2 protein-coding genes (1 of these 2 only partly in view) are annotated in these 25,367 nt (G+C 68.8%); both read left to right on the top strand.

The genetic code is table 11. The features are described from left to right. Positions 1–10,812, top strand: the final stretch of a protein-coding gene (locus tag PSEEN_RS27100; protein WP_011534203.1) for a non-ribosomal peptide synthase/polyketide synthase. The gene continues 14,670 nt to the left of window position 1, outside the view; 10,812 of the gene's 25,482 nt are visible here — the last part of the coding sequence; the start codon falls outside the window, past its left edge; its stop codon occupies positions 10,810–10,812. Further along, entirely contained in the window at positions 10,809–25,319 is a 14,511-nt protein-coding gene (locus PSEEN_RS14095) for a non-ribosomal peptide synthetase (RefSeq protein WP_011534202.1), read from the top strand. The genes PSEEN_RS27100 and PSEEN_RS14095 overlap by 4 nt, the downstream gene beginning before the upstream one ends. Positions 25,320–25,367: the final 48 nt, after the last annotated feature.

The raw sequence follows: 25,367 nt of genomic DNA, 5'->3' as shown, positions 1-25,367 counted from the left end.
CTGGCGGTGGACGCCGGCAGCGCCGCGTACATCATGTACACCTCCGGCTCCACCGGTACGCCGAAGGGCGTGCAGGTGCCGCACCGGGCCATCGTGCGGCTGGTCATCAACAATGGTTTCGCTGATTTCAATAGCCAGGACCGGGTGGCGTTCGCCTCCAACCCGGCGTTCGACGCCAGCACCCTGGAAGTGTGGGCGCCGTTGCTCAATGGCGGCGCGGTGGTGGTGATCGACCAGGACCAGGTGCTGTCGCGCCAGGCCCTCGGTGACACACTGCTGACCCACGGCGTGACCGTGCTGTGGCTGACGGCGGGGCTGTTCCACCAGTTCGCCGACGACCTGCTACCGGCGTTCCGCAGGCTGCGCTACCTGATGGTCGGCGGCGATGTACTGGACCCAGCCGTGATTACTCGCGTGCTGCGTGACGGCGCGCCGCAACACCTGCTCAACGGCTACGGCCCGACCGAAGCCACCACCTTCAGCACCACCCACGAGATCGTCAGCGTGGGCGAGGGCAGCATCCCGATCGGCAAGCCGATCGGCAACGCCCGTTGCTATGTGCTCGATGCTCGCCGACAGCTGTTGCCGGTAGGTGCGGTGGGTGAGTTGTACATCGCCGGCGATGGGGTCGCGCTGGGTTACCTAGGTCAGCCTGAGCTGACCGCCGAGCGCTTCCTGATCGACCCGTTCAACGGTGGGACCATGTACCGCAGCGGCGACCTGGCCTGCTGGCAGGCCGACGGTACCCTGCGTTACCTGGGGCGCGCCGATCAGCAGGTCAAGCTGCGTGGTTTCCGGATCGAGCTGGGTGAGATCGAGGCACGCCTGGCAGCGTGCGCAGGTGTGCGTGACGTGGCTGTGGTGCTGCGTGAGGACAGCCCGGGCGACAAGCGCCTGGTGGCCTACTTCACCGGGCAGCAGGCCATCGCCGAGCTGCACCAACACCTGCAAGGCCAATTGCCGGACTACATGCTGCCGTCAGCTTATGTGCAACTGGATGCACTGCCGTTGACCGCCAACGGCAAGCTCGACCGCCGCGCATTGCCACAGCCGGATAGCGCGTCCGTGGTCAGCCGTGCCTTCGAGGCACCGCAGGGTGAGGTGGAAATCGCTCTGGCGGCAATCTGGGCCGAGCTGCTCAAGGTCGAGCGGGTCGGCCGCCACGATCACTTCTTCGAACTGGGCGGTCACTCGCTGCTGGCGGTGAGCCTGATCGAACGTATGCGCAAGGCCGGGCTCACTGCCGACGTGCGCGTGCTGTTTGCCCAGCCGACCCTGGCCGCGCTTGCCGCCGCCGTGGGCAGTGGCCGTGAGGTCGAGGTGCCGGGTAACCGCGTACCGGTGGGCGCGAACCACATCACCCCGGACATGCTCAGCCTGATCGACCTCGACCAGGTGGCTATCGACCGCATCGTCGCCACGGTGCAGGGTGGCGCGGCCAACGTGCAGGAGATCTACCCGCTGGCGCCGTTGCAGGAAGGGATTCTCTACCACCACCTGAGCGCCGAGCAGGGCGATCCCTACCTGTTGCAATCGCGGTTGGCGTTCGATGACCTGACACGGCTGCAGGCGTGCGCCGCTGTCCTGCAACAGATCATCGATCGCCACGATATCCTGCGCACTTCGGTGGTGTGGGACGGGTTGGACGAGCCGGTGCAGGTGGTCTGGCGCCAGGCCAGGCTCGAAGTGAACGAGGTGACCGGGCTGGGCGAGACCGCCGTGGTCGAGCGCCTGCAGGCGCACTTCGATGCCCGTCGCCAGCGCCTGGACCTGAGCCGCGCGCCGCTGCTGCGCCTGACCTATGCCGCAGACCCGGCCCAGCGCCGGGTGGTGGCGATCCTGCACTTCCATCACCTGGCCCTGGACCACACGGCGATGGAGGTGATCGTCCACGAGATGCAGGCGCTGCTGGCCGGTCGTGGGCACCTGCTGACGGCCCCGGTGCCTTACCGTAACTATGTGGCCCAGGTGCGCCTGGGCGCCGCCGAGGCAGGGCACGAGGCGTTCTTCCGCGACTTGCTGGGTGATATCGACGCACCGACCCTGCCCATGGGCCTGGCCGATGTGCAGGGCGACGGGGGCGACATCGAAGAGGCGCGGCACCTGCTCGATCCGGCGCTGGCGCGCCGGGTGCGCGAGCAGGCGCGTCAGCGCGGGGTCAGTGCCGCGAGCCTGATGCACCTGGCCTGGGCCCGCGTGGTGGGCGTGCTGGCCGTGCGACATGACGTGGTGTTCGGCACCGTGCTGATGGGCCGCCTGCAAGGCGGCGAGGGCGCCGACCGGGCACTGGGCGTGTTCATCAACACCTTGCCGCTGCGCATCGAGACGGCGGCGGGTGCCAGCGAGGCAGTCGCTGTCACCCACCAGCGGCTGTCGGCCTTGCTCGGCCACGAGCATGCATCGCTGGCACTGGCCCAGCGTTGCAGCGGCGTGGCGGCCTCGGCGCCGTTGTTCAGCGCCTTGCTCAACTACCGCCACAGCGCGGCAGGTGCGGCGACCGATGTCGACAGCTTCCACGGCATCTACCAGCTCGGTGGCGAAGAGCGCAGCAACTACCCGCTGACCTTGAGCGTGGACGACCTGGGCGAGGGCTTCAGCCTGAGCGTGCTGGCCCAGCACGGCATCGGTGCCGAGCGGGTCGCGGGCTGGATGACTGGCGCGGTGGCACAACTGGTCCAGGCCTTGGAGCAAGGCGGTGGGGCTCGCGTCGATGCATTGCCGATCCTCGACGCCGCCGAACAGCACCGGGTGCTGGAGGGCTTCAATGCCACCGGCAAGGCCTACCTGCAGGGGCAGACCGTGCATGCGCGGGTCGAGGCCTTCGCCATCGCGGCGCCGCAAGCGCTGGCGGTGGTGCAGGGTGAGCAGCGGCTGAGCTATGGCGAGCTGAACCAGCGCGCCAACCGCCTGGCCCATCATCTGATCAAGCGCGGTGTCCTTTGTGGCGACCGGGTGGCGCTGTGCCTTGAACGAGGCCCGCAGCGGTTGGTGGCGATGCTCGCCGCACTCAAGGCCGGTGCCGCCTATGTGCCGGTCGATCCGGGGTATCCGGGCGAGCGTATTGCCTACCTGCTGAGCGACAGCACGCCTGCGCTGGTGCTGGTCGAGTCATCGACCGCAGCGTTGGTGGGCGAGGTGGCGACCGTGGCGCTGGACGGCAAGGCCTGGCGCGGTGAAGCGGACAGCAACCCTGTCGTGGCAGGGCTGGATGACCGTCAGCTGGCCTATGTGATCTACACCTCGGGGTCCACCGGCCAGCCCAAGGGCGTGATGGTCGAGCACCGCACGCTGGCCAACCTGGTGCACTGGCACTGCGAAACCTTTGAACTGGGGGCGGGCGGCCATACCTCCAGCGTCGCCGGTTTCGGTTTCGATGCCATGGCCTGGGAGGCCTGGCCGGCGCTGTGTGCCGGGGCGGTGCTGCACGTGCCGCCTGCCCCTATCGGCGGCGAACACGTCGACGAACTGCTCGACTGGTGGCTGGAGCAGCCGTTGCAGGTCAGCTTCCTGCCTACGCCGGTGGCCGAGCAGGCGCTGCGCCGCGAGCGGCAGCACCCGACCCTGCGCACGCTGCTGGTGGGCGGTGATCGCCTGCGCCAGTTCGACCGCGACCCGGGCTTTGCCCTGGTCAACAACTACGGCCCGACCGAAACCACGGTCGTGGCGACGTCCGGGCAACTGCAACCGGGCGCTGCGCTGCATATCGGCAAGCCAACCGCCAACACCCGCGCCTATGTGCTGGACGAACATCGCCAGCCGGTGCCAGTGGGGGTGATCGGCGAGCTGTACATCGGTGGTGCCCAGGTTGCCCGGGGCTACCTCAACCGTCCCGACCTGACCGAAGAGCGCTTCCTCACTGATCCGTTCAGCACTGAGCCGGGCGCGCGGATGTACCGCAGCGGCGACCTGGTGCGCTGGAATGCCGACGGCACCCTGGACTACCAGGGGCGCAACGACGACCAGGTGAAGATTCGCGGCGTACGGGTGGAGTTGGGCGAGATCGAAGCAGCGCTGAAAGCCCAGGCAGGCATCGCCGACGCCGTGCTGCTGGTGCGCAACGAACGCCTGCTGGCCTGGTTCACCGAGGCGGCGCCGGTCGATGTCGAAATCTTGCGCCAGGGCCTGCAATCCAGCCTGCCGGCGCACCTGGTGCCGCAGGCCTTCACGCGCCTGGAGGCGCTGCCGCTGACGCCTCACGGCAAACTCGACCGCAAGGCTCTGCCGGAACCGTCAATCCAGCCGCAGCAGGCCTATGTTGCACCCGTGGGCGAAACCGAGGCCGCGATGGCGACGATCTGGGCCGAGGTGCTGGGCGTCGAGCAGGTGGGGCGGCACGACAACTTCTTCGAACTGGGCGGCCATTCGCTGCTGGCCGTGAGCCTCACCGCGCGCCTGCGCCAGGCGGGCCTGGTAGCCGACGTGCGCACGCTGTTCGGCCAGCCGACCGTGGCGGCACTGGCCGCCACGCTGGGCCAGAACCGTCGAGTGCAGGTGCCGGCCAACGTCATTGCGGCCGACTGCACGCGTATCACGCCTTCGATGCTGCCCTTGGTGGCGCTGGAACAGCCTGACATCGACCGGATCGTCGCCACGGTACCGGGTGGCGCGGCCAACGTGCAGGACATCTACCCGCTGGCGCCGCTGCAGGAGGGGATCCTTTATCACCACCTCAGTTCGCCGGAGCACGACCCCTATGTGCTGGTCTCGCAAATGGCCTTCGCCAGCCGTGAGCGGCTGAATGCCTTTGCCGAGGCACTGGATAGGGTCATCGCGCGCCATGACGCACTGCGCACCTCGGTGCTGTGGGACGGTTTGCCGCAACCCGTACAAGTGGTCTGGCGCGAGGCTCGGCTGGCGCTGTTCGCGGTGGCCGACGCGCAGGCGGTGCCCCATGCCCTCGGGCTGGCGCAGGCGCCGCTGGTGCGCCTGTACCACTGGCCGGACCCACAGGGGCCAGGCCTGCTGGCGACCTTGCAGTTCCACCATATCGTTCTCGACCATACCGCGCTGGAGGTGATCGGCCAGGAGTTGGTGAACAACTTGCAAGGGCTGCCGGCGCCGACCGAACCCGGCGCGCCGTACCGCAACTATGTGGCCCAGGCGCGCCTGGGCATCAGCCAGGCCGAGCACGAGGCGTTCTTCCGCGCGCAACTGGGCGATATCGACGAGCCGACCCTGCCGTTCGGCCTTGGCGATGTGCAGATCGACGGCCAGGCCATCGAAGAGGCGCAGCTGTGGCTGGATGACGCCCTGGCCGCGCGCCTGCGGCGTCAGGCCCGGCAGCTGGGCATCAGCGTCGCCAGCCTGTTCCACCTGGCCTATGCACGGCTGCTGGCCGCCGCCAGTGGCCGCGACAGCGTGGTGTTCGGCACCGTGCTGTTGGGGCGCCTGGAAGGCGGCGAGGGTGCCGAGCAGGCGCTGGGCATGTTCATCAACACCCTGCCGTTGCGCCTGGACCTGGCGGGCCTGAGCCTGCACGAGGCGGCCCAGGCCGCCCAGCAACGCCTGAGCGGCCTGCTGGTGCACGAGCATGCCTCGCTGGCCCTGGCCCAGCGCTGCAGTGGCGTGGCCGCGCCGGCGCCGCTGTTCAGCGCCATGCTCAACTACCGCCACGGCAGCCAGGCGAGCGAGAGCAAGCGCCTGGCCCTGCAGGGCATCGAGACGCTGGAGAGCAGCGAGCGCAGCAACTACCCGCTGAGCCTGAGCGTGGACGATATCGGCGGCCGCTTCCGCCTGGTCGCCATGACCCCGGCCGACGTAGGGGCGGCGCGTGTCTGCGGGCAGATGGGGCAGGTGTTGCTCGGCATGGCCGAGGCGCTGGATCAGCCGCAGCGGCTAGCGGTGCTGCAATTGCCGGTGTTGCAGGATGAGGAGCGCCGTCGGCTGCTGTTCGATTGCAACCGTACCGAGGTATCCCGTGACGTTGCGCAGACACTCCATGGCCTGATTGAAGCCCAGGCGCCTGAGGCGATAGCGGTCACGGCCGAGCAAGGTGAGCTCAGCTATCGCCAGCTCAACGAGCAGGCCAACCGCCTGGCCCATCACCTGATCGCGCTCGGGGTGAAACCTGATGATCGGGTGGCGATCTGTGTCGAGCGCGGCCTGTCGCTGGTGGTGGGTCTGCTGGCCATCCTCAAGGCGGGTGGCGCCTATGTGCCGGTCGATCCGGACTACCCGGCCGAACGCATCAGCCACATGCTCGGCGACAGCCAGCCGCGGGCAGTGCTGGTACAGGGCGCTACCCGTGGCCTGGTGGGCTCGCCGGTGACACTGGTCGACATGGACCAGCCGACTTGGGCGGCGTTGCCGGCCAGCAACCCGCAGGTGCCAGGTCTTACCTCGAACCATCTGGCCTACGTGATCTACACCTCTGGCTCCACCGGCGTGCCCAAAGGCGTGATGGTCGAGCACCGCAACGTGGTCAACCTGGTGCACTGGAGTGCGGGCTTGTTCCCAACGTCGGGTGCAGTGCTGCACAAGACGCCGGTGAGCTTCGACGCCTCGGTGTGGGAGCTGTTCTGGCCGCTGTGCAGCGGGCTGCGCCTGGTATTGGCGCGCCCGGATGGGCAGCGCGACCCGCAGTATCTGGTCGAGCTGATCGAGCAGCAGCAGGTCGGCGTGGTGCAATTCGTGCCGGCGCTGTTGCAGCAGTTCCTCGAACAGGTCGGTAACCGCTGCAGCAGCCTCACCGATATCGTTTGTGGCGGCGGCGAGCTGACCGAGGCGCTGACCCGCCAGGTGCGCGAGCGCCTGCCGCAGGCGCGCTTGCACAACGTCTACGGCCCGACCGAGGCCACGGTGGATTGCAGTGCCTGGACCCTGGAACCCCAGGATCCGTTGCCACATGGCCCGCTGCCGATCGGTCGACCCATCGACAACACCCGCTTGTACGTACTGGATGCCCATGACCAACCGGTGCCATTCGGTGTGGCCGGTCAGCTGCACATCGGCGGTGCCGGGGTGACGCGCGGCTACTTCGGCTTGGCGGAGCAACAGGCCGAGCGCTTCATCGCCAGCCCGTTCGTTGAAGGTGAGCGTCTGTACCGCAGTGGCGACCTGGTACGTCAACGTCCAGACGGCGTGCTGGAATTCCTCGGCCGCACTGATCACCAGATCAAGCTGCGTGGCCTACGCATCGAGCCGGGTGAGATCGAGACCTGCCTGAACCGGATTGCGGGTGTACGCGAAGCGCTGGTATTGGTGCACGAGCATCCGCACAGCGGCCCGCGCCTGGTGGCGTACCACACCGGTGAGCCACAAGCGGCCGATCACCTGCGCGCAGTGTTGCTGGCGCAGTTGCCGGAATACATGGTGCCGGCGCTGTTCATCCACCTCGACGCGATGCCATTGACCCCCAACGGCAAGCCTGACCGCAAGGCGCTGCCGGTGCCGGATGTGCAGGGGCGTGAGTACGAAGCACCACAGGGCGAGACCGAGCGACTGCTGGCCGATATCTGGGCGCAGTTGCTGGGTGTCGAGCAAGTAGGCCGGCACGATAACTTCTTCGAACTGGGCGGCCATTCGCTGTTGGCCGTGAGCCTGACTGCGCGCCTGCGCCAGGCCGGCCTGCAAGCCGACGTGCGCACGCTGTTCGGCCAGCCGACGGTGGCGGCGTTGGCCGCTACCCTCGGCCACAGCCGCCAGGTTGCGGTCCCGGCCAACCAGATCCCGGCCGACTGCACCCACATCACGCCGGATATGCTGCCTATGGTAGCGCTGGAGCAAGCCGCCATCGACCGTATCGTCGCCACGGTGCCGGGCGGCGCGGCCAACGTGCAGGACATCTACCCACTGGCGCCGTTGCAGGAAGGCATTCTCTACCACCACCTCAGTGCACCGGAGCACGACCCCTATGTGCTCGGCTCACGCATGGCCTTCGCCAGCCGTGAGCGACTGGAGGCCTTTGTCGATGCCTTGAACAAGGTCATCAGCCGGCACGATGTGCTGCGCACCTCGGTGCTGTGGGAAGGCCTGCCCCAGGCGGTGCAGGTGGTCTGGCGGCGGACGTCGCTGGCGGTGTTCGAAGTGGCTGACGAGGCGCAAGTCGCGCATGCACTGCCGCTGGAGCAAGCACCGCTGGTGCGCCTGTATCACTGGCAGGACCCGAATGGGCCTGGCCTGCTGTCGGCACTGCGGCTTCACCATATCGTCCTCGATCATGTGGCGATGGAGGTGATCGGCCGCGAACTGGCGGGCTACCTGCAAGGGGCGCCGGTGCCGAGCGAGCCGGGTGTACCGTACCGCAACTATGTAGCCCAGGCACGCCTGGGCGTCAGCCAGGCCGAGCACGAGGCGTTCTTCCGTGCGCAACTGGGTGATATCGACGAGCCGACCCTGCCCTACGGCCTGGTTGACGTGCAGGTGGATGTGCAAAGCATCGAGGAGGCGCAGCTGTGGCTTGACGACGACCTGGCCGCACACCTGCACCAGCAGGCCCGACGCCTGGGCATCAGCGTCGCCAGCCTGTTCCACCTGGCCTATGCACGCCTGCTGGCCGTCGCCAGCGGCCGTGACAGCGTGGTGTTCGGCACTGTGCTGCTGGGCCGTCTTGAAGGTGGTGAAGGGGCCGAGCAGGCCCTGGGCATGTTCATCAACACCTTGCCCCTGCGCCTGGACCTGGCCGGCCTGAGCCTGCGCGAGGCGGCGCAGGCCACCCAGCAACGCCTGAGCGGCTTGCTGGCCCACGAGCATGCCTCGCTGGCACTGGCCCAGCGTTGCAGTGGCGTGGCCGCGCCGACGCCGCTGTTCAGCGCCATGCTCAACTATCGCCACGGCAGCCAGGCCAGCGAGGCCCAGCGCCAGGCCGCGCAAGGCATCGAGACGCTGGAGAGCAAGGAGCGCAGCAACTACCCGCTGGGGGTGAACGTGGACAGCATCGGCGAGCGTTTCCGCCTGGTGGCCATGACCCCGGTCGAGGTCGGCGCGGTGCGGATCTGCGAGCAGTTGAGCCAGGTGCTGCAGCGTATGGCCCAGGCGCTGGACGAGCAGCCGGAGCAGCCATTGCTGCAACTGCCGGTACTGGCCCCGGCCGAGCGCCTGCAAGTGCTGCAGGGCTTCAACGACACGCGGGTGGACTACGACCTCGAACAGACCCTGCACGGGATGATCGAAGCCCAGGTGCGACGCACCCCGGACGCCGTGGCGGTGAAAGCCGAAGAGGGCGGGCTGACTTACCGCCAGCTCGACGAACAGGCCAACCGCCTGGCCCATCACCTGATCGCCCTGGGCGTGAAACCCGACGATCGCGTGGCGATCTGCGTGGAGCGCGGCCTGGCGATGGTGGTCGGCCTGCTGGCCATCCTCAAGGCGGGTGGCGCCTATGTGCCGGTCGATCCGGAATACCCGGCCGAGCGCATCCGCCACATGCTCAGTGACAGCGCTCCGGTGGTGGTGCTGGTGCACGCGGCCACGCGCCACGTGCCTGAGGCCGCCACGGTGCCGCTGATCGACCTCGACCGCCCAAGCTGGCTGGAGCAACCGGTGCAGGCACCGGTGGTGAAGGGGCTGACCCCACGCCACCTGGCCTATGTGATCTACACCTCCGGCTCCACCGGCCTGCCCAAGGGCGTGATGAACGAGCACGCCGGGGTGGTCAACCGCCTGCTGTGGATGCAGGACGCCTATCAGCTCGGCGCGGACGACGTGGTGCTGCAGAAGACCCCGTTCAGCTTCGACGTGTCGGTGTGGGAATTCCTCTGGCCGTTGCAAACCGGCGCCCGCCTGGTCATGGCCCGGCCCGGTGGCCACCGCGACCCGGAGTACCTGCGCGAGGTCATCCGCGCCGAGCAGGTCAGCACCTTGCACTTCGTGCCATCGATGCTGGACGTGTTCCTCGCCCATGGCGCGGTTCAGCCCGAACGCCTCAAGCGCGTGCTGTGCAGCGGCGAAGCCTTGCCCGGCGCGCTGGTGCGGCGCTTCCAGGCGCAACTGCCGACAGTCGAGCTGCACAACCTGTACGGCCCGACCGAGGCGGCGGTGGACGTCAGTGCCTGGCACTGTGTGACGGCGCCGGACAACACGCCGATCGGCAAACCGATCGCCAATACCACGCTGTACGTGCTGGACGGCCACGGCCAACCCGTGCCGCAGGGTGTGGCGGGCGAGCTGTACATCGGCGGCGTGCAGGTGGCCCGTGGTTACCTGAACCGTGCCGAACTGACCGCCGAACGCTTCCTCGACGACCCGTTCGGCACCCGCCCGGGCGGGCGGCTGTACCGCACCGGCGACCTGGCGCGGCACCTGGCCGACGGCAACCTGGAGTACCTGGGGCGCAACGATGACCAGGTGAAACTGCGTGGCCTGCGCATCGAGCTGGGCGAGATTCAGGCCTGCCTGACCGGCATCGAGGGGGTCAAGGAGGCGGTGGTGCTGGCCCGCGAGCAGCGCCTGGTGGCGTACTGCACCGGTACCCCGCAATCCACGGAGGTACTGCGCGCGGCGCTGCTGGAACGGCTGCCGGAGTTCATGGTGCCGGCGCAGTTCATCCACCTGGATGCGCTGCCGCTGAGCCCCAACGGCAAGCTCGACCGCAAGGCGCTGCCAGTGCCGGAGGCGGTGCAGAGCCGCGTCTACGAGGCCCCCGAAGGCGCGACCGAGGCGTTGCTGGCCAAGCTCTGGGCCGAGCTGCTGGGTGTGGAACGGGTAGGGCGGCACGACAACTTCTTCGAACTGGGTGGCCACTCGCTGCTGGCCGTGACCCTGATCTCGCGGCTGCGCGAAGCCGGCTTGGAAGCCGACGTGCGCACCCTGTTCGAACAACCGACGCTGGCAGGTTATGCCGCCATCACAGACAGAATGGAGATCGTCCTGTGAGCATCAACGAACTACTGGCAACACTGACAGCCAACAACGTGCAACTGGCGCTCAAGGATGGCCAGCTGGTGGTCCAGGGCAACCGCCAGGCCCTGACCGACGCGGCCTTGGTGGCGCAACTGCGCGAGCACAAGCCGACGCTGCTGGCGATGCTCGAGCGAGGTGAATACGTGGCCACCCGCCAGGGCGCGGTCGAGGTGCCGGAAAACCGCATCCCGCCCGGCTGCACGCGGATCACACCGGCCATGCTCAGCCTGGTCGAGCTCGACCAGGCGACCATTGATCGTCTGGTCACCGCCATCCCCGGTGGCGCCGCCAACGTGCAGGACATCTACCCGCTGGCGCCCCTGCAACAAGGCATGCTGTTCCACCACGCCAGTGCCGGCGAGCATGACCCCTACGTGATGCAGGCGCCCTTCGTGTTCGCCAGCCGCGAGCGCGTGGCAGCCTTTGCCCAAGCCCTGCAAGGGGTGATCGACCGTCACGACATCCTGCGCACCTCGGTGCACTGGAAGGATTTCGACCAGCCGTTGCAGGTGGTGTGGCGCAAGGCCGAGTTACGGGTGACACAACTGGCTGAAGGCGAGGCGCCCGAGGCCGGTTTCGATCTCACCCAGGCACCGCTGATCCGCCTGCAATGCCAGCCCGAGGACGTGGATGGTCGAGTACGGGCGACCTTGCAGTTCCACCATGTCGCCCTGGACCACAGCGCCCTGGACGTGGTGCGCCATGAAATGCTCGCCTTCCTGCTGGGCCAGCCTCAGCAACTGGGTCGCCCGGTGCCGTTCCGCAACCATGTGGCCCAGGCGCTGCTGGGCGTGAGCGAAGCCGAGCACGAAGCGTTCTTCCGCGACATGCTCGGCGCGATCGACGAGGCGACCCTGGCCTACGGCCTGGGTGATGTGCAGGGCGATGGCGCGGCGCTGGACGAGCAGGTACAGCCCCTCGAACCGGCCCTGTGCCAAGGCCTGCGCAACCAGGCGCGGGCCCAGGGGGTGAGCGTCGCCAGCCTGTTCCACCTGGCCTGGGCGCGGGTGCTGGGCGTGCTGGCCGGGCGTGACCACGTGGTGTTCGGTACGGTGCTGATGGGCCGCCTGGTCGGGGCCGAAGCCGCCGACCGGGCCCTGGGTATCTTCATCAATACCTTGCCGTTCAGCGTGGACCTGGCGAGCGGCGACCTGCCCACGGCGGTCAAGGCTACCCACCAGCGGCTGAGCACCCTGATGCGCCACGAGCACGCGCCGCTGGCCCTGGCCCAGCGCTGCAGTGGCGTGGCGGCGCCGACGCCGTTGTTCAACACCTTGCTCAACTACCGCCACAGCGTGCACGCGGGCAGCGCGGAGGTCTTGCGCAGCGGTTGGGCGGGGATCGAGATCGTGCATTCCGCCGAGGCTACCAACTACCCGCTGGTGGTCAGCGTCGATGACCTGGGCAGCGGCTTCTCGCTGACCGTGCAGGCGGTGCCGGGTGTGGACGGACGCCTGGTCTGCCAACTGTTGCAGGTTGTCCTGGAGCAACTGGCCGAGGCGTTGGAGCACGCGCCGGCAACATCGCTGCACAGCCTGGTTGCGCTGCCCGCAGGCGAGCGCGAGCGGGTGCTGCGGCAGTTCAACGACACCCAGCGCGACTACCCGCGCGACAGCGCTGTGCATGCGCTGTTCGAGGCGCACGCCAGCCTGAACCCTGAGGCGCTGGCGGTGGTGCATGGGCAGCAACGCTGGCGCTATGCCCAGCTCGAGGCCCAGGCCAATCGCCTGGCCCGTTGCCTGCTTGAGCATGGCGTGCAACCCGGCGACCGGGTGGCCTTGCTGCTGCCCCGTTCCTTCGACCTGCTGGCGGCCCAGCTGGCCGTGAGCAAATGCGCGGCAGTGTTCGTGCCGCTGGACGGTAACGCGCCGGTCGAGCGCCAGGCGTTCATGGTCGCGGACAGCCAGGCCGTGGTGTTGCTGACCCACAGCGACCAGCCGCAAATCGAGGGCGGGCGTCGGTTCGAGCTGGACCGGCTCGACCTGGGCCGCTATGCGAGCGAACCGCTGAACCTGGCGGTGGACGCCGGCAGCGCCGCGTACATCATGTACACCTCCGGCTCCACCGGCACACCGAAAGGGGTGCAGGTGCCGCACCGGGCCATCGTGCGGCTGGCCATCAACAACGGTTTCGCCGACTTCAATAGCCAGGATCGAGTAGCGTTCGCCTCCAACCCGGCGTTCGACGCCAGTACCCTGGAGGTGTGGGCGCCGCTGCTCAACGGCGGCGCGGTGGTGGTGATCGATCAGGACCAGGTGCTGTCGCGCCAGGCCCTGCACGATGAATTGCTGGCCCAGAGCGTGACGGTGCTGTGGTTGACGGCCGGACTGTTCCACCAGTTCGCCGACGACCTGCTGCCGGCGTTCCGCAGGCTGCGCTACCTGATGGTCGGCGGCGATGTGCTGGACCCGGCGGTGATTGCTCGCGTGCTGCGTGATGGCGCGCCGCAGCACCTGCTCAACGGCTACGGCCCGACCGAAGCCACCACCTTCAGCACCACCCACGAGATCGTCAGCGTGGGCGAGGGCAGCATCCCGATTGGCAAACCAATCGGCAACGCCCGCTGCTATGTGCTCGATGCCCGTCGGCAGTTGTTGCCGGTGGGCGCGGTGGGTGAGCTGTACATCGCCGGTGACGGCGTGGCCCTGGGCTACCTGGGCCAACCGGAGCTGACCGCCGAGCGCTTCCTGGCCGACCCGTTCAACGGCGGGAGCATGTACCGCAGTGGCGACCTGGCCTGCTGGCAGGCCGACGGCACCTTGCGCTACCTGGGCCGTGCCGACCAGCAGGTCAAGCTGCGTGGTTTCCGGATCGAGCTGGGTGAGATCGAGGCACGCCTGGCAGCGTGCGCAGGTGTGCGTGACGTGGCTGTGGTGCTGCGTGAGGACAGCCCGGGCGACAAGCGCCTGGTGGCCTACTTCACCGGGCAGCAGGCCATCGCCGAGCTGCACCAACACCTGCAAGGCCAATTGCCGGACTACATGCTGCCGTCAGCCTATGTACAAATGGACGTACTGCCACTGACCGCCAACGGCAAGCTCGACCGCCGCGCCTTGCCGCAGCCGGGCAACGACGATGTGATCCGCCGCGGCTTCGAGGCACCAACGGGCGAAGTGGAAACCGCCCTGGCGGCGATCTGGGCCGAGCTGCTCAAGGTCGAGCGGGTCGGGCGTCACGATCACTTCTTCGAAATGGGTGGCCACTCATTGCTGGCCATGCGCCTGGTGTCCCAGGTGCGCCAGCGCCTTGGCGTGGAACTGGCCCTGGCCGACCTGTTCGCCAATGCCGAACTGGCCGCGCTGGCCCAGGTGCTGGCCAACGCAAGCGCCAGCGACCTCCCGGCGATCGTGGCGATCGATCGCGAGCAGGCCCTGCCGATGTCGTTCGCCCAGCAGCGCCTGTGGTTCCTGGCCCAGCTGGAAGGCGGCAACCAGGCCTACAACATGCCGCTGGCCCTGGGCCTGCGCGGGGCGCTGGACGCCACGGCGCTGGAGCGCGCCTTGCTGCGTATTGTCGAGCGCCATGAAACCCTGCGCAGCCGCTTCGTGCCCTGTGGCGACAGCGCCGAAGTGCGGGTCGATGCGACCCCGCAACCGGGCTGGCTGCGCCGCGAGACACTGGCGCCGAAGGACCTGCCCGCACGCCTGCGCAGCGAGGCCGTCGCGCCCTTCGACCTGGTTGCCGGGCCATTGCTGCGCGCCAGCCTGCTGCGCCTGGGCGAGCAGCACCATGTACTGGCCCTGACCGTGCACCATGCCGTTGCCGACGGCTGGTCCCTGGGGGTGCTGACCCGCGAGCTCGGTGCGTTGTACCCGGCCCTGCGCCAAGGCCTGGAAGACCCGCTGCCACCCTTGGCGATCCAGTACGGCGACTATGCCGTGTGGCAACGCCGCTGGCTGGCGGGCGAGCAACTGCAGCGCCAGGCCGACTACTGGCGTGAAACCCTGGATGGCGCGCCGACCCTGCTCAGCCTGCCCGGCGATCGGCCGCGCCCGGCACGCCAGGACTTCAGCGGCGCCAGCCTGGTGCTGCGGCTGGACGAGCCGTTGGCGGTGGGCCTGCGTGCCCTGGCCCAGCGTCACCAGGTGACCCTGTACACGGTGCTGATGAGTGCCTGGGCCGCGACCCTGGCCCGCCTGGCCGGCCAAACCGACGTGGTGGTGGGCTGCCCGGTGGCCGGGCGTGGCCGGGCCGAGCTGGAGCCTCTGGTCGGGCTGTTCGTCAACACCCTGGCGATACGCATCGACCTGGCGGGCGCGCCGTCCGCCGAAGCCTTGCTGGCCCAGGTGCAGCAGCGCCTGCTCCAGGCCCAGGCGCACCAGGACCTGCCGTTCGAGCAAGTGGTGGAGATCGTCCGCCCGGCACGCAGCCTCAGCCATACGCCACTGTTCCAGACCACCCTCAACTGGCTGGCCGCCGATGGCGCCGTCCTGCAGTTGGAAGGGCTGCAGTTGGAAGCTGTGGCACAGGGCATCCAGGTGGCCAAGTTCGATCTGTCGTTGAACATGGGCGAGCAAGGCGAGGCGCTGGTCGGCAGCCTGGAGTACGCCACCGCGCTGTTCGACCAGGCCAGCGTGCAGCGCTTTGCCGGCTACTTCGAAACGCTGCTGCAGGCCATGGTGGACAATGACCGGCAACCGCTGGCCGCCGTCGCGCTGGTCGGCGACACGGAGCGCAAGCGCCTGCTGCACGGCTTCAACAACACCACTCGGGCCTTCCCCCGCGGCCAGACCCTGCCGGGCCTGATCGAGGCCCAGGTGGCCCAGGCACCGCAAGCCCTGGCGGCCAAGGCCGGCGAGCAAACCCTGAGCTATGGCGAGTTGAACCGCCAGGCCAATGCCCTGGCCCATCACCTGATCGACCTGGGTGTGCGCCCCGACGACCGCGTGGCGGTGGTGGCGCGGCGCGGGCTGGACACCTTGGTTGCCTTGCTGGCGGTGCTCAAGGCCGGGGCCGGCTATGTGCCGGTGGATCCCGCCCATCCCGACCCGCGCGTGCGCTACCTGCTGAGTGACAGCGCGCCGGTGGTCGTGCTGGCCCAGCGGGCATTGTTCGAGCGTCTTGAAGGCCTGGAGGCGCCTTTGCTGGCGCTCGACCAGCCGGATTGGCCGGCGCGTCACGACAACCCCGTGGTCGCGGGCCTGACCCCCGACCACCTGGCCTATGTGATCTACACCTCCGGCTCCACCGGTGAGCCCAAGGGGGTGATGGTCGAACACCGGGCCCTGGCCAACCTCGTCCACTGGCACCGCAAGGCCTTCGAACTGAGGGCTGGGGACCACACCGCCAGCGTTGCCGGCTTCGGTTTCGACGCCATGGCCTGGGAAGTCTGGCCGGCCCTGTGCGCCGGCGCGGTGTTGCACGTGCCCCCTGAGCCGCTGGGCAACGAGCAGCTCGACGCGATGCTGGCCTGGTGGCTGGCGCAACCATTGAAGGTGGCCTTCCTGCCCACCCCGGTGGCCGAGTACGCCCTCAGCCAAGGGTTGCGGCACCCGACCCTGCGCACCCTGCTGATCGGTGGCGATCGCCTGCGTCAGTTCAACAGTGACCCAGGCTTCGTGGTGGTCAACAACTACGGCCCCACCGAAACCACCGTGGTCGCCACGTCCGGGCTGGTGTTGCCGGGCGGCGCGCTGGATATCGGCAGGCCGATCGCCAATGCCCGCGCCTATCTGCTCGACGAGGCCCTGCAACTGGTGCCATCCGGTGCAACGGGCGAGCTTTATGTGGGCGGTGCGGGCGTGGCGCGGGGCTATCTCAATCGCCCCGACCTGACCGAGGCACGCTTCCTCGCCGACCCGTTCAGCGAAACAGCGGGGGCGCGTATGTACCGCACCGGTGACCTGGCACGCTGGAACGCCGACGGCACCCTGGAGTACCTGGGGCGCAACGATGACCAGGTGAAGGTGCAAGGCCGGCGCATCGAACTCGGCGAGATCGAGGCCCAGTTGCTGCAAATGCCGGGTATCGAAGAGGCCCTGGTACTGGCCCACGAGGCGCAAGCGGGCCAGCCACGGCTGGTGGCCTGGTTCATCGCCCGGGGCGAGGCGCCGACGCCCGCCGAGTTGCGGGCCGTGTTGCTGCAACGCCTGCCGGCCTACATGGTGCCGGTGGCGCTGGTACGGCTGACAGCGTGGCCATTGACCGCCAACGGCAAGGTCGACCGCCGTGCGCTGCCGGCACCCGAACGCGAGGCGTTGGCCGAGCAAACGTACGAAGCCGCCGAAGGCGAACTGGAAGTTGCCCTGGCCCAGCTCTGGAGCGAACTGCTGCAGGTCGAGCGGGTCGGTCGCCAGGACCGCTTCTTCGAACTGGGCGGCCACTCGCTGCTGGCCATGCGCATGGTCGGCCAGCTGCGCCAGCGCCTGGGCCTGGAGCTGGCGTTGGGCACGCTGTTCGCCGATGACCGCCTGCAGGCCGTCGCGGCGGCAGTGGCGGGCAACCAGGGCCGGGCGTTGCCGCTGCTGGAGGCGGCGGCGCGGGGCCAGTCCCAGCCACTGTCGTTCGCCCAGCAGCGCCTGTGGTTCCTGGCGCAGATGGGCGATGCCAGCGCCGCCTACCATATTCCGTTGGGCCTGGAGTTGCGCGGGCCGCTGGACCGCACGGCGCTGGAACGCGCCCTGGCGCGCATCGTCGAGCGCCACGAGAGCCTGCGCAGCCAGTTCAACCAGGAGGGCGCCGAAGCGCGGGTGCGGGTGGTGCCCGGGCATGGCGACTTCGCCCTGGCCTGGCACGACCTGCGCGGGCAGCCCCAACTGCTGCGAACGCTGGCCCAGGAGGAGGCAGCGCTACCGTTCGACCTGGCGCATCAACTGCCGATCCGTGGCCGTCTGCTGTGCCTGGCACCCGATCACCACGTGCTGCTGCTCACCCTGCACCATATCGTCGCCGACGGCTGGTCGGTGGGCGTGCTCACCCAGGAACTGGCGGCCTTGTACCCGGCGCTCGCCGCCGGTGGCGAAGACCCGCTGGCACCCCTGGCGATCCAGTACGGCGACTATGCCATCTGGCAGCGCCGCTGGCTGACGGGGGACGAATTGCAGTGCCAGGGCGATTACTGGTGCCAGGCACTGGCCGGTGCGCCGGTGTTGCTGGCACTGCCCAGCGACCGGCCGCGCCCGCCGCACCAGGACTACACCGGCGAGCGTGTCGACCTGAGCCTGGACCCACGCCTGAGCACCGAGCTCAAGGCGCTCTGCCACCGCCATGGGATCACGCCATTCATGCTGTTCACCGCCGCCTGGGCGGTGCTGCTGGCGCGTCTGTCGGGCCAGGATGACGTGGTGATCGGCACGCCGGTGGCCAACCGTCGGCAAGCTGCGGTCGAAGGCTTGATCGGCTTGTTCGTCAACTCCCTGGCCTTGCGCATCGACACCTCGGGGGCGCCGGACCTGGGCACCTTGCTCGCCCGGGTCAAGGCGGTGGTGATCGCCGCCCAGGACCATCAGGATGTGCCGTTCGAGCAAGTGGTGGAATTGCTGCGCCCACCGCGTAGCTTGTCCCATACGCCGCTGTACCAGGCCGCGCTGGACTGGGACGGCACTGTCGGCCAGCCGCCGCTGCGCCTTGAAGGGTTGTCGCTTTCGCTGCTGGAGGCCGAGGCCCGCGTGGCCAAGTTCGACCTCAGCCTGAGCATGGGCGAAGGTGCCGACGGTTTCGTCGGCGCGCTGGTCTACGCGACGGCGCTGTTCGACCACGAGACGGTGCAGCGCTATACCCGTTATTTCGAGCAACTGCTCTGGAGCTTCATTGCTTCGGGTGACGTGATCCCGTCCGAGTCGGTATTGCTGGGTGCGGCGGAGCGTCGGCAACTGCTGGTGGGCTTCAACGACACACGGGCGGACTACGACCTCGAACAGACCCTGCACGGGATGATCGAAGCCCAGGTGCGACGCACCCCGGACGCCGTGGCGGTGAAAGCCGAAGAGGGCGGGCTGACTTACCGCCAGCTCGACGAACAGGCCAACCGCCTGGCCCATCACCTGATCGCCCTGGGCGTGAAACCTGACGATCGCGTGGCGATCTGCGTGGAGCGCGGCCTGGCGATGGTGGTCGGCCTGCTGGCCATCCTCAAGGCGGGTGGCGCCTATGTGCCGGTAGATCCGGAGTACCCGGCCGAGCGCATCCGCCACATGCTCAGTGACAGCGCTCCGGTGGTGGTGCTGGTGCACGCGGCCACGCGCCACGTGCCTGAGGCCGCCACGGTGCCGCTGATCGACCTCGACCGCCCAAGCTGGCTGGAGCAACCGGTGCAGGCACCGGTGGTGAAGGGGCTGACCCCACGCCACCTGGCCTATGTGATCTACACCTCCGGCTCCACCGGCCTGCCCAAGGGCGTGATGAACGAGCACGCCGGGGTGGTCAACCGCCTGCTGTGGATGCAGGACGCCTATCAGCTCGGCGCGGACGACGTGGTGCTGCAGAAGACCCCGTTCAGTTTCGACGTGTCGGTGTGGGAATTCCTCTGGCCGCTGCAGACCGGCGCCCGTCTGGTCATGGCCCGGCCCGGTGGCCACCGCGACCCGGAGTACCTGCGCGAGGTCATCCGCGCCGAGCAGGTCAGCACCTTGCACTTCGTGCCATCGATGCTGGACGTGTTCCTCGCCCATGGCGCGGTCCAGCCCGAACGCCTCAAGCGTGTGCTGTGCAGCGGCGAAGCCCTGCCTGGGGCGCTGGTGCGACGCTTCCACGCGCAGTTGCCGACAGTCGAACTGCACAACCTGTACGGCCCGACCGAGGCGGCGGTGGACGTCAGTGCCTGGCACTGCATGACGGCGCCGGACAACACGCCGATCGGCAAGCCGATCGCCAATACCACGCTGTACGTGCTGGACGGCCACGGCCAGCCGGTACCGCAAGGCGTGGCGGGCGAGCTGTACATCGGTGGCGTGCAGGTGGCCCGCGGTTATCTCAACCGTGCCGAACTGACCGCCGAGCGCTTCCTCGACGACCCGTTCGGCACCCGCCCGGGCGCGCGGCTGTACCGCACCGGCGACCTGGCGCGGCACCTGGCCGACGGCAACCTGGAGTACCTGGGGCGCAACGATGACCAGGTGAAACTGCGTGGCCTGCGCATCGAGCTGGGCGAGATCCAGGCCTGCCTGACCGCCATCGAGGGGGTCAAGGAAGCGGTGGTGCTGGCCCGTGAGCAGCGCCTGGTGGCGTACTGCACCGGTACCCCGCAACCCACGGAGGTGCTGCGCGCGGCGCTGCTGGCGCGGTTGCCGGAGTTCATGGTACCGGCGCAGTTCATTCATCTGGACGCGCTGCCGCTGAGCCCCAACGGCAAGCTCGACCGCAAGGCGCTGCCAGTGCCGGAGGCGGTGCAGAGCCGGGCCTACGAGGCCCCTGAAGGCGCGACCGAGGAACTGCTGGCCAAGCTCTGGGTCGAGCTGCTGGGTGTGGAACGGGTAGGGCGGCACGACAACTTCTTCGAACTGGGCGGCCATTCGTTGCTGGCCGTGACCCTGACCTCGCGCCTGCGTGCGCAGGGCATGACGGTGGATATCCGCGTGCTGTTCGACAAGCCCACCGTGGCGGCCCTGGCCGCCACCCTCGGCCAGGTGTTCGAGGCAGAGGTGCCGGCCAACCGCATTGGCGACGACTGCACCCACATCACCCCGGGCCTGTTGCCCCTGATCACGCTGGAGCAACAGGCCATCGACCGCATCGTCGCCAGTGTGCCGGGAGGCGTCGCCAATGTGCAGGACATCTACCCCCTGGGCCCCCTGCAGGCAGGTATCCACTTCCACCACCTGGCCAGCGAGGGGGCCGACCCCTATGTCCAGCAAGTCACTTTCCTGGTGGACGATGCGGGGCGCCTGGCGGCGTTGCAGCAAGCGCTGGATCAGGTGATCGCACGCCACGACATCCTGCGCACCTCGTTGTACTGGGAGGGCCTGGCGCAGCCGGTGCAGGTGGTCTGGCGCCAGGCGCCGCTGGAGGTCGTGGCCATCGGCGTCGGCGAAGCGCCGGCCCTGCGCCTGGACCTGACCCGCGCGCCCTTGCTGCGCCTGGTGCACCACCCGGCCGGGGAGAACGGTGCCATCAAGGCGACCTTGCTGTTCCACCACATGGTCATGGACCACGTCGCCCAGGACGTGCTGCGCGCCGAACTGCAGGCCTGCCTGCTCGGCGAAGCCCATCGGCTGCCCGCGCCGGTGCCGTACCGCAACTACATCGCCCAGGTGCTGCAAGGCGCGGACGAGGCCCAGCATGAGGCCTACTTCCGCGAACAGCTGGGTGATATCGACGAGCCGACCTTGGCCTACGGCGTCCATCCACACCCACATCCGGATGCCGAGGCCGAGGTCCGGCAAATGCTGGACGATGCGCTGTCACGCCGGCTGCGCGAGCAGGCCCGCCAGCTTGGCGTCGGCGCCGCCAGCCTGCTGCACCTGGCCTGGGGGCTGGTGCTGGGGCAACTGTCGGGGCGCGACAGCGTGGTCTTCGGCACCGTGCTGCTGGGCCGGCTGCAGGGTGGCGAGGGCGTGGAGCGGGCGCTGGGGATGTTCATCAACACCTTGCCGCTGCGCCTGAACGTCGGCGGCCTGCCGGTGCGCGAGGCGGTGCTCGACACCCATCGCCGCCTGACCGGGTTATTGGTGCATGAACACGCCCAGCTCGCCCTGGCCCAGCGTTGCAGCGCACTACCACCTGGGGCGCCGCTGTTCAGTACCTTGTTGAACTATCGTCACAGCGCCGCGGCGGTGCGTGCCGATACGCAGGCCGCGCAGGCCTGGGCCGGCATCCAGCTGTTGCAGGCCCATGAAGGCAGCAACTATCCGCTGGTGCTGAGCATCGACGACCTGGGCGAGGCGTTCTGCCTCTCTGCCCAGTGCGCGCCAGGCATCGACGCCCGCCGTCTGTGCGGCTATCTCGAACACGCGGTGCAAGGGCTGCTGCAAGCCCTGGAGTCGGCACCGGAGCAGGGCCTGGAGCGGCTTGGTATCGTACCGACCGAGGAGCGCCAGCGCTTGCTGGTCGAGTACAACGCCAGCGACCGCGACTACCCGCGCGAAGAGCCGGTGCAACGCCTGTTCGAACAGCGCGTGGCTCGCCACCCGCTGGCCCCTGCCGCCGTGCACGACGAACGCCAGTTGACCTACGCCGAGCTCAACGAGCAGGCCAACCAGCTGGCCCACTGGCTGATCAGCGAAGGCGTGGTGCCGGGTGATCATGTGGCGATCCTGCTGCCGCGCTCGCTGCCATTGCTGGTGGCCCAGCTGGCGGTGCTCAAGTGCGCCGCGGTGTATGTGCCGCTGGACATCAACGCGCCCGCCGAGCGCCAGGCGTTCATGGTGCAGGACTGCCAGGCGGTGGCGTTGCTGACCCTTGGCGGCATTGCCGGGGACCTGGGGGTGCGGCGCGTCGACCTCGACTGCCTGGCGCTCGACGACCAGCCCGGGCACAACCCGGGCCTGGCCTCGGACGCTGCCGACGTGGCCTACGTGATGTACACCTCCGGCTCCACCGGCACGCCGAAAGGCGTGCGTGTCGCGCATCGCGGCATCACCCGCCTGGTGCTGAACAACGGCTACGCCGACTTCAATGCCCAGGACCGTATCGCCTTCGCCGCCAACCCGGCGTTCGACGCTGCCACCATGGATGTCTGGGGCGCGCTGCTCAACGGTGGCCAGGTGCTGGTGATCGATCACCAGACGCTTCTGGAGCCGGTACGCTTCGGCGCCACCTTGCGCGAGGGCGGCGCCAGTGTGCTGTTCGTCACCACCGCGCTGTTCAACCAGTACGTGCAACTGATCCCCGAAGCCCTGGCCGGGCTGCGCATCCTGCTGTGCGGCGGTGAGCGCGGCGACCCCGGTGCCTTCCGCAGCTTGCTGGCCCAGGCGCCGGCCCTGCGCCTGGTGCATTGCTACGGGCCCACGGAAACCACCACCTTCGCCACCACCCACGAAGTGCGGGCGCTGGCCGAGGACGCCGAGCATGTACCGATTGGCCGCCCCATCGGCAACACCACGGTGTATGTGCTCGATCACCAGGGCCGGGTGCTGCCCGAAGGGGTGACCGGGGAGCTGTACATCGGCGGCGACGGCGTGGCCCTGGGCTACCTCGAACGCCCGCAACTGACTGCCGAGCGTTTCCTCGACGACCCGTTCAGCCCGGTTCCCGGCGCGCGAATGTACCGCACCGGCGACCTGGCGCGCTGGCGCCCGGACGGCCAGCTGGAATGCCTGGGGCGTAACGACGACCAGGTCAAGATCCGTGGCTTCCGTATCGAGCTGGGCGAGATCGAGCAGCACCTGGCCCAATGCCCGGGGCTGGATGAAGGGGTGGTCCAGGCCTTGCGCCTGGAACAGGGGCCGCTGCGCCTGGTGGCCTGGTTCACCCGTCACGATCCGGCCCTCGACGGCCTGAAGGTGCGGGCGTTCCTGCGCGAGCGGCTGCCGGAGTACATGCTGCCGGCGGCCTTCGTGGCACTGGAGGCGTTGCCGCTGACCAACAATGGCAAGGTCGACCGCAAGGCACTGCCGCTGCCCGGCGCGCAGGACATGCTGGTGGCCGCCTTCGAAGCGCCTGCCAGCGCCTTGGAACACACCCTGGCGGCATTGTGGGCGCAGGTGCTGGAGGTCGAACGGGTCGGTCGGCATGACAACTTCTTCGAGCTCGGCGGGCATTCGCTGTTGGCGATCCGCCTGGTGAGCGAGATGGAGCGCAACGGGTTGCGCACCACCCTGGCGGAGTTGTTCCAGCATCCGAACATCGCCGCCCTGGCCGAGCGCCTGGACGAACGCGAGCCAGGCGGTGACGACGACAGCCTGGTCACCGTGCGTGCCGAGGGCAGCCTACCGCCGCTGTTCCTGCTGCATGAGTTCAGCGGCCTGGACCTGTACTTCCCGGTCCTGGGGCGGCATGTGCCGGGTGACTTCCCGATCTACGGCTTGCCCGGTGTGCCCGTCGGCCAGCCGCAGCTGTATACCCTGGAATGCCTGGCGGCGCGCCTGGTGCGGCGGATTCGGGCGGTGCAGCCCCACGGCCCGTACCACCTGGCCGGTTGGTCGTTTGGCGGGGTGCTGGCCTACGAGGTGGCCGCCCAGTTGCTGGGGGCGGACGAAGCGGTGGCCTTCGTCGGCCTGATCGACACCTATGTGCCGCGCCTGGTCGACCAGGGCAAGGCACGCTGGCAAGGCCCGCGGCAGGCCGAAGCGCAATTGCTGCAGCATTGCCAGTTGCATTGGCAGGACCAAGGGGAGGCGGGGGCCGCGCAACTGGCGCAAGTCGAGGCGCTGCAAACCGACGGCAGGGCGTTCGATGCGCTGCTCGCCCACTGCCGCGAACGCCAATTGCTGGTGCCGGGCCTGGCCCAGGCCAGCGATGAGCAACTGCGCCACTTCTTCGAGCGCCATGTCGCCCATGGTCATGCCCTGGCCCATTACCACCTGGCGCCGCTGCCGGTGCCGTTGCACCTGTTCAAGGCCGAGCAGCGCGAGAACAGCGTCCCCTGCGACAGCCCGACCCTGGGCTGGGCCGAAGCGCTGCCGGGGCAGGTGTTGCATTGCCTGACGGTACCCGGCGACCACCAAAGCCTGATCCAGGCGCCCAACGCTGCTGTGCTCGGCGAGGCCATCGCCCAGGCCATGGCGGCCGCGCAAGGCCACGCGTTGCCAGCCCATCAGCCGTTGCTGGCGATCCAGAGCGGCACGCCCGGGCATGTGCCGGTGTTCTGCGTGCCGGGCGCGGGGGACAGCGTCACCAGCTTCATCGGCCTGGCCGAGGCCCTGGGCCAGGATTGGCCGGTGCATGGCCTGCAAGCGCGGGGCCTGGCCGCTGGCGAGGTGCCGCACAGCAGCGTGGAGGTTGCGGCCGACTGCCATGTGCGGGCCATCGAGGCGTTCTACCCCCAGGGGCCAGTGAACCTGGTCGGGCATTCGTTTGGCGGCTGGGTCGCGTATGCCATGGCGGCGCGCCTGCAGGCCAAGGGCCGTGAGGTGCGATCACTGACCCTGATCGACAGCGAGGCGCCGGGCGGCGGTGGCGGTTGCGGCAAGCCGTACACCTTCACCGAAGCCCTGCAGCGGCTGGTCGAGTCGTTGCAGCTGTCCACCGGCAAGTCGCTGGGCATTGCCGCCGAAGCCTTCGCCGAAGCGGATGACCAGGCGCAATTGAACCAGCTGCACGGGGCCATGGTGCGGGTCGGGCTGTTGCCGTCGCGCTCCACCCCCCAGGCCCTGGCGGGCGTGGTACGTACCTTCGCCAGTGCGTTGCGCACGGTCTATCGGCCACAGGCGCAGTTCGACGGCCTGGCGCGGCTGGTGCTGGTGACCGACCCGGCCCTGGATGCCGCCGGCAACCAGCACGAACATCGGGCCATGGAGGAGGGCTGGCGGCAACTGATGCCCAAACTGGAGGTATGGCAGGGGCCAGGCAACCACTTCAGCATCCTCAAGGTGCCGGATGTGTTCAGCCTGGCGGCGTGGTGGCATGACGGCCAGGCCTTGGCCTTGAAGACGAGGTTGTCGTGAAGCCAGGCGAAGGATTGTCTGTGGGAGCGGCCTTGTGTCGCGAAAGGG

The organism is Pseudomonas entomophila L48 (genome assembly GCF_000026105.1).
GTDB lineage: Bacteria > Pseudomonadota > Gammaproteobacteria > Pseudomonadales > Pseudomonadaceae > Aquipseudomonas > Aquipseudomonas entomophila.
Note: the sequence above shows the minus strand (reverse complement) of the source record. Positions and strands in the feature narration are given on the sequence as shown.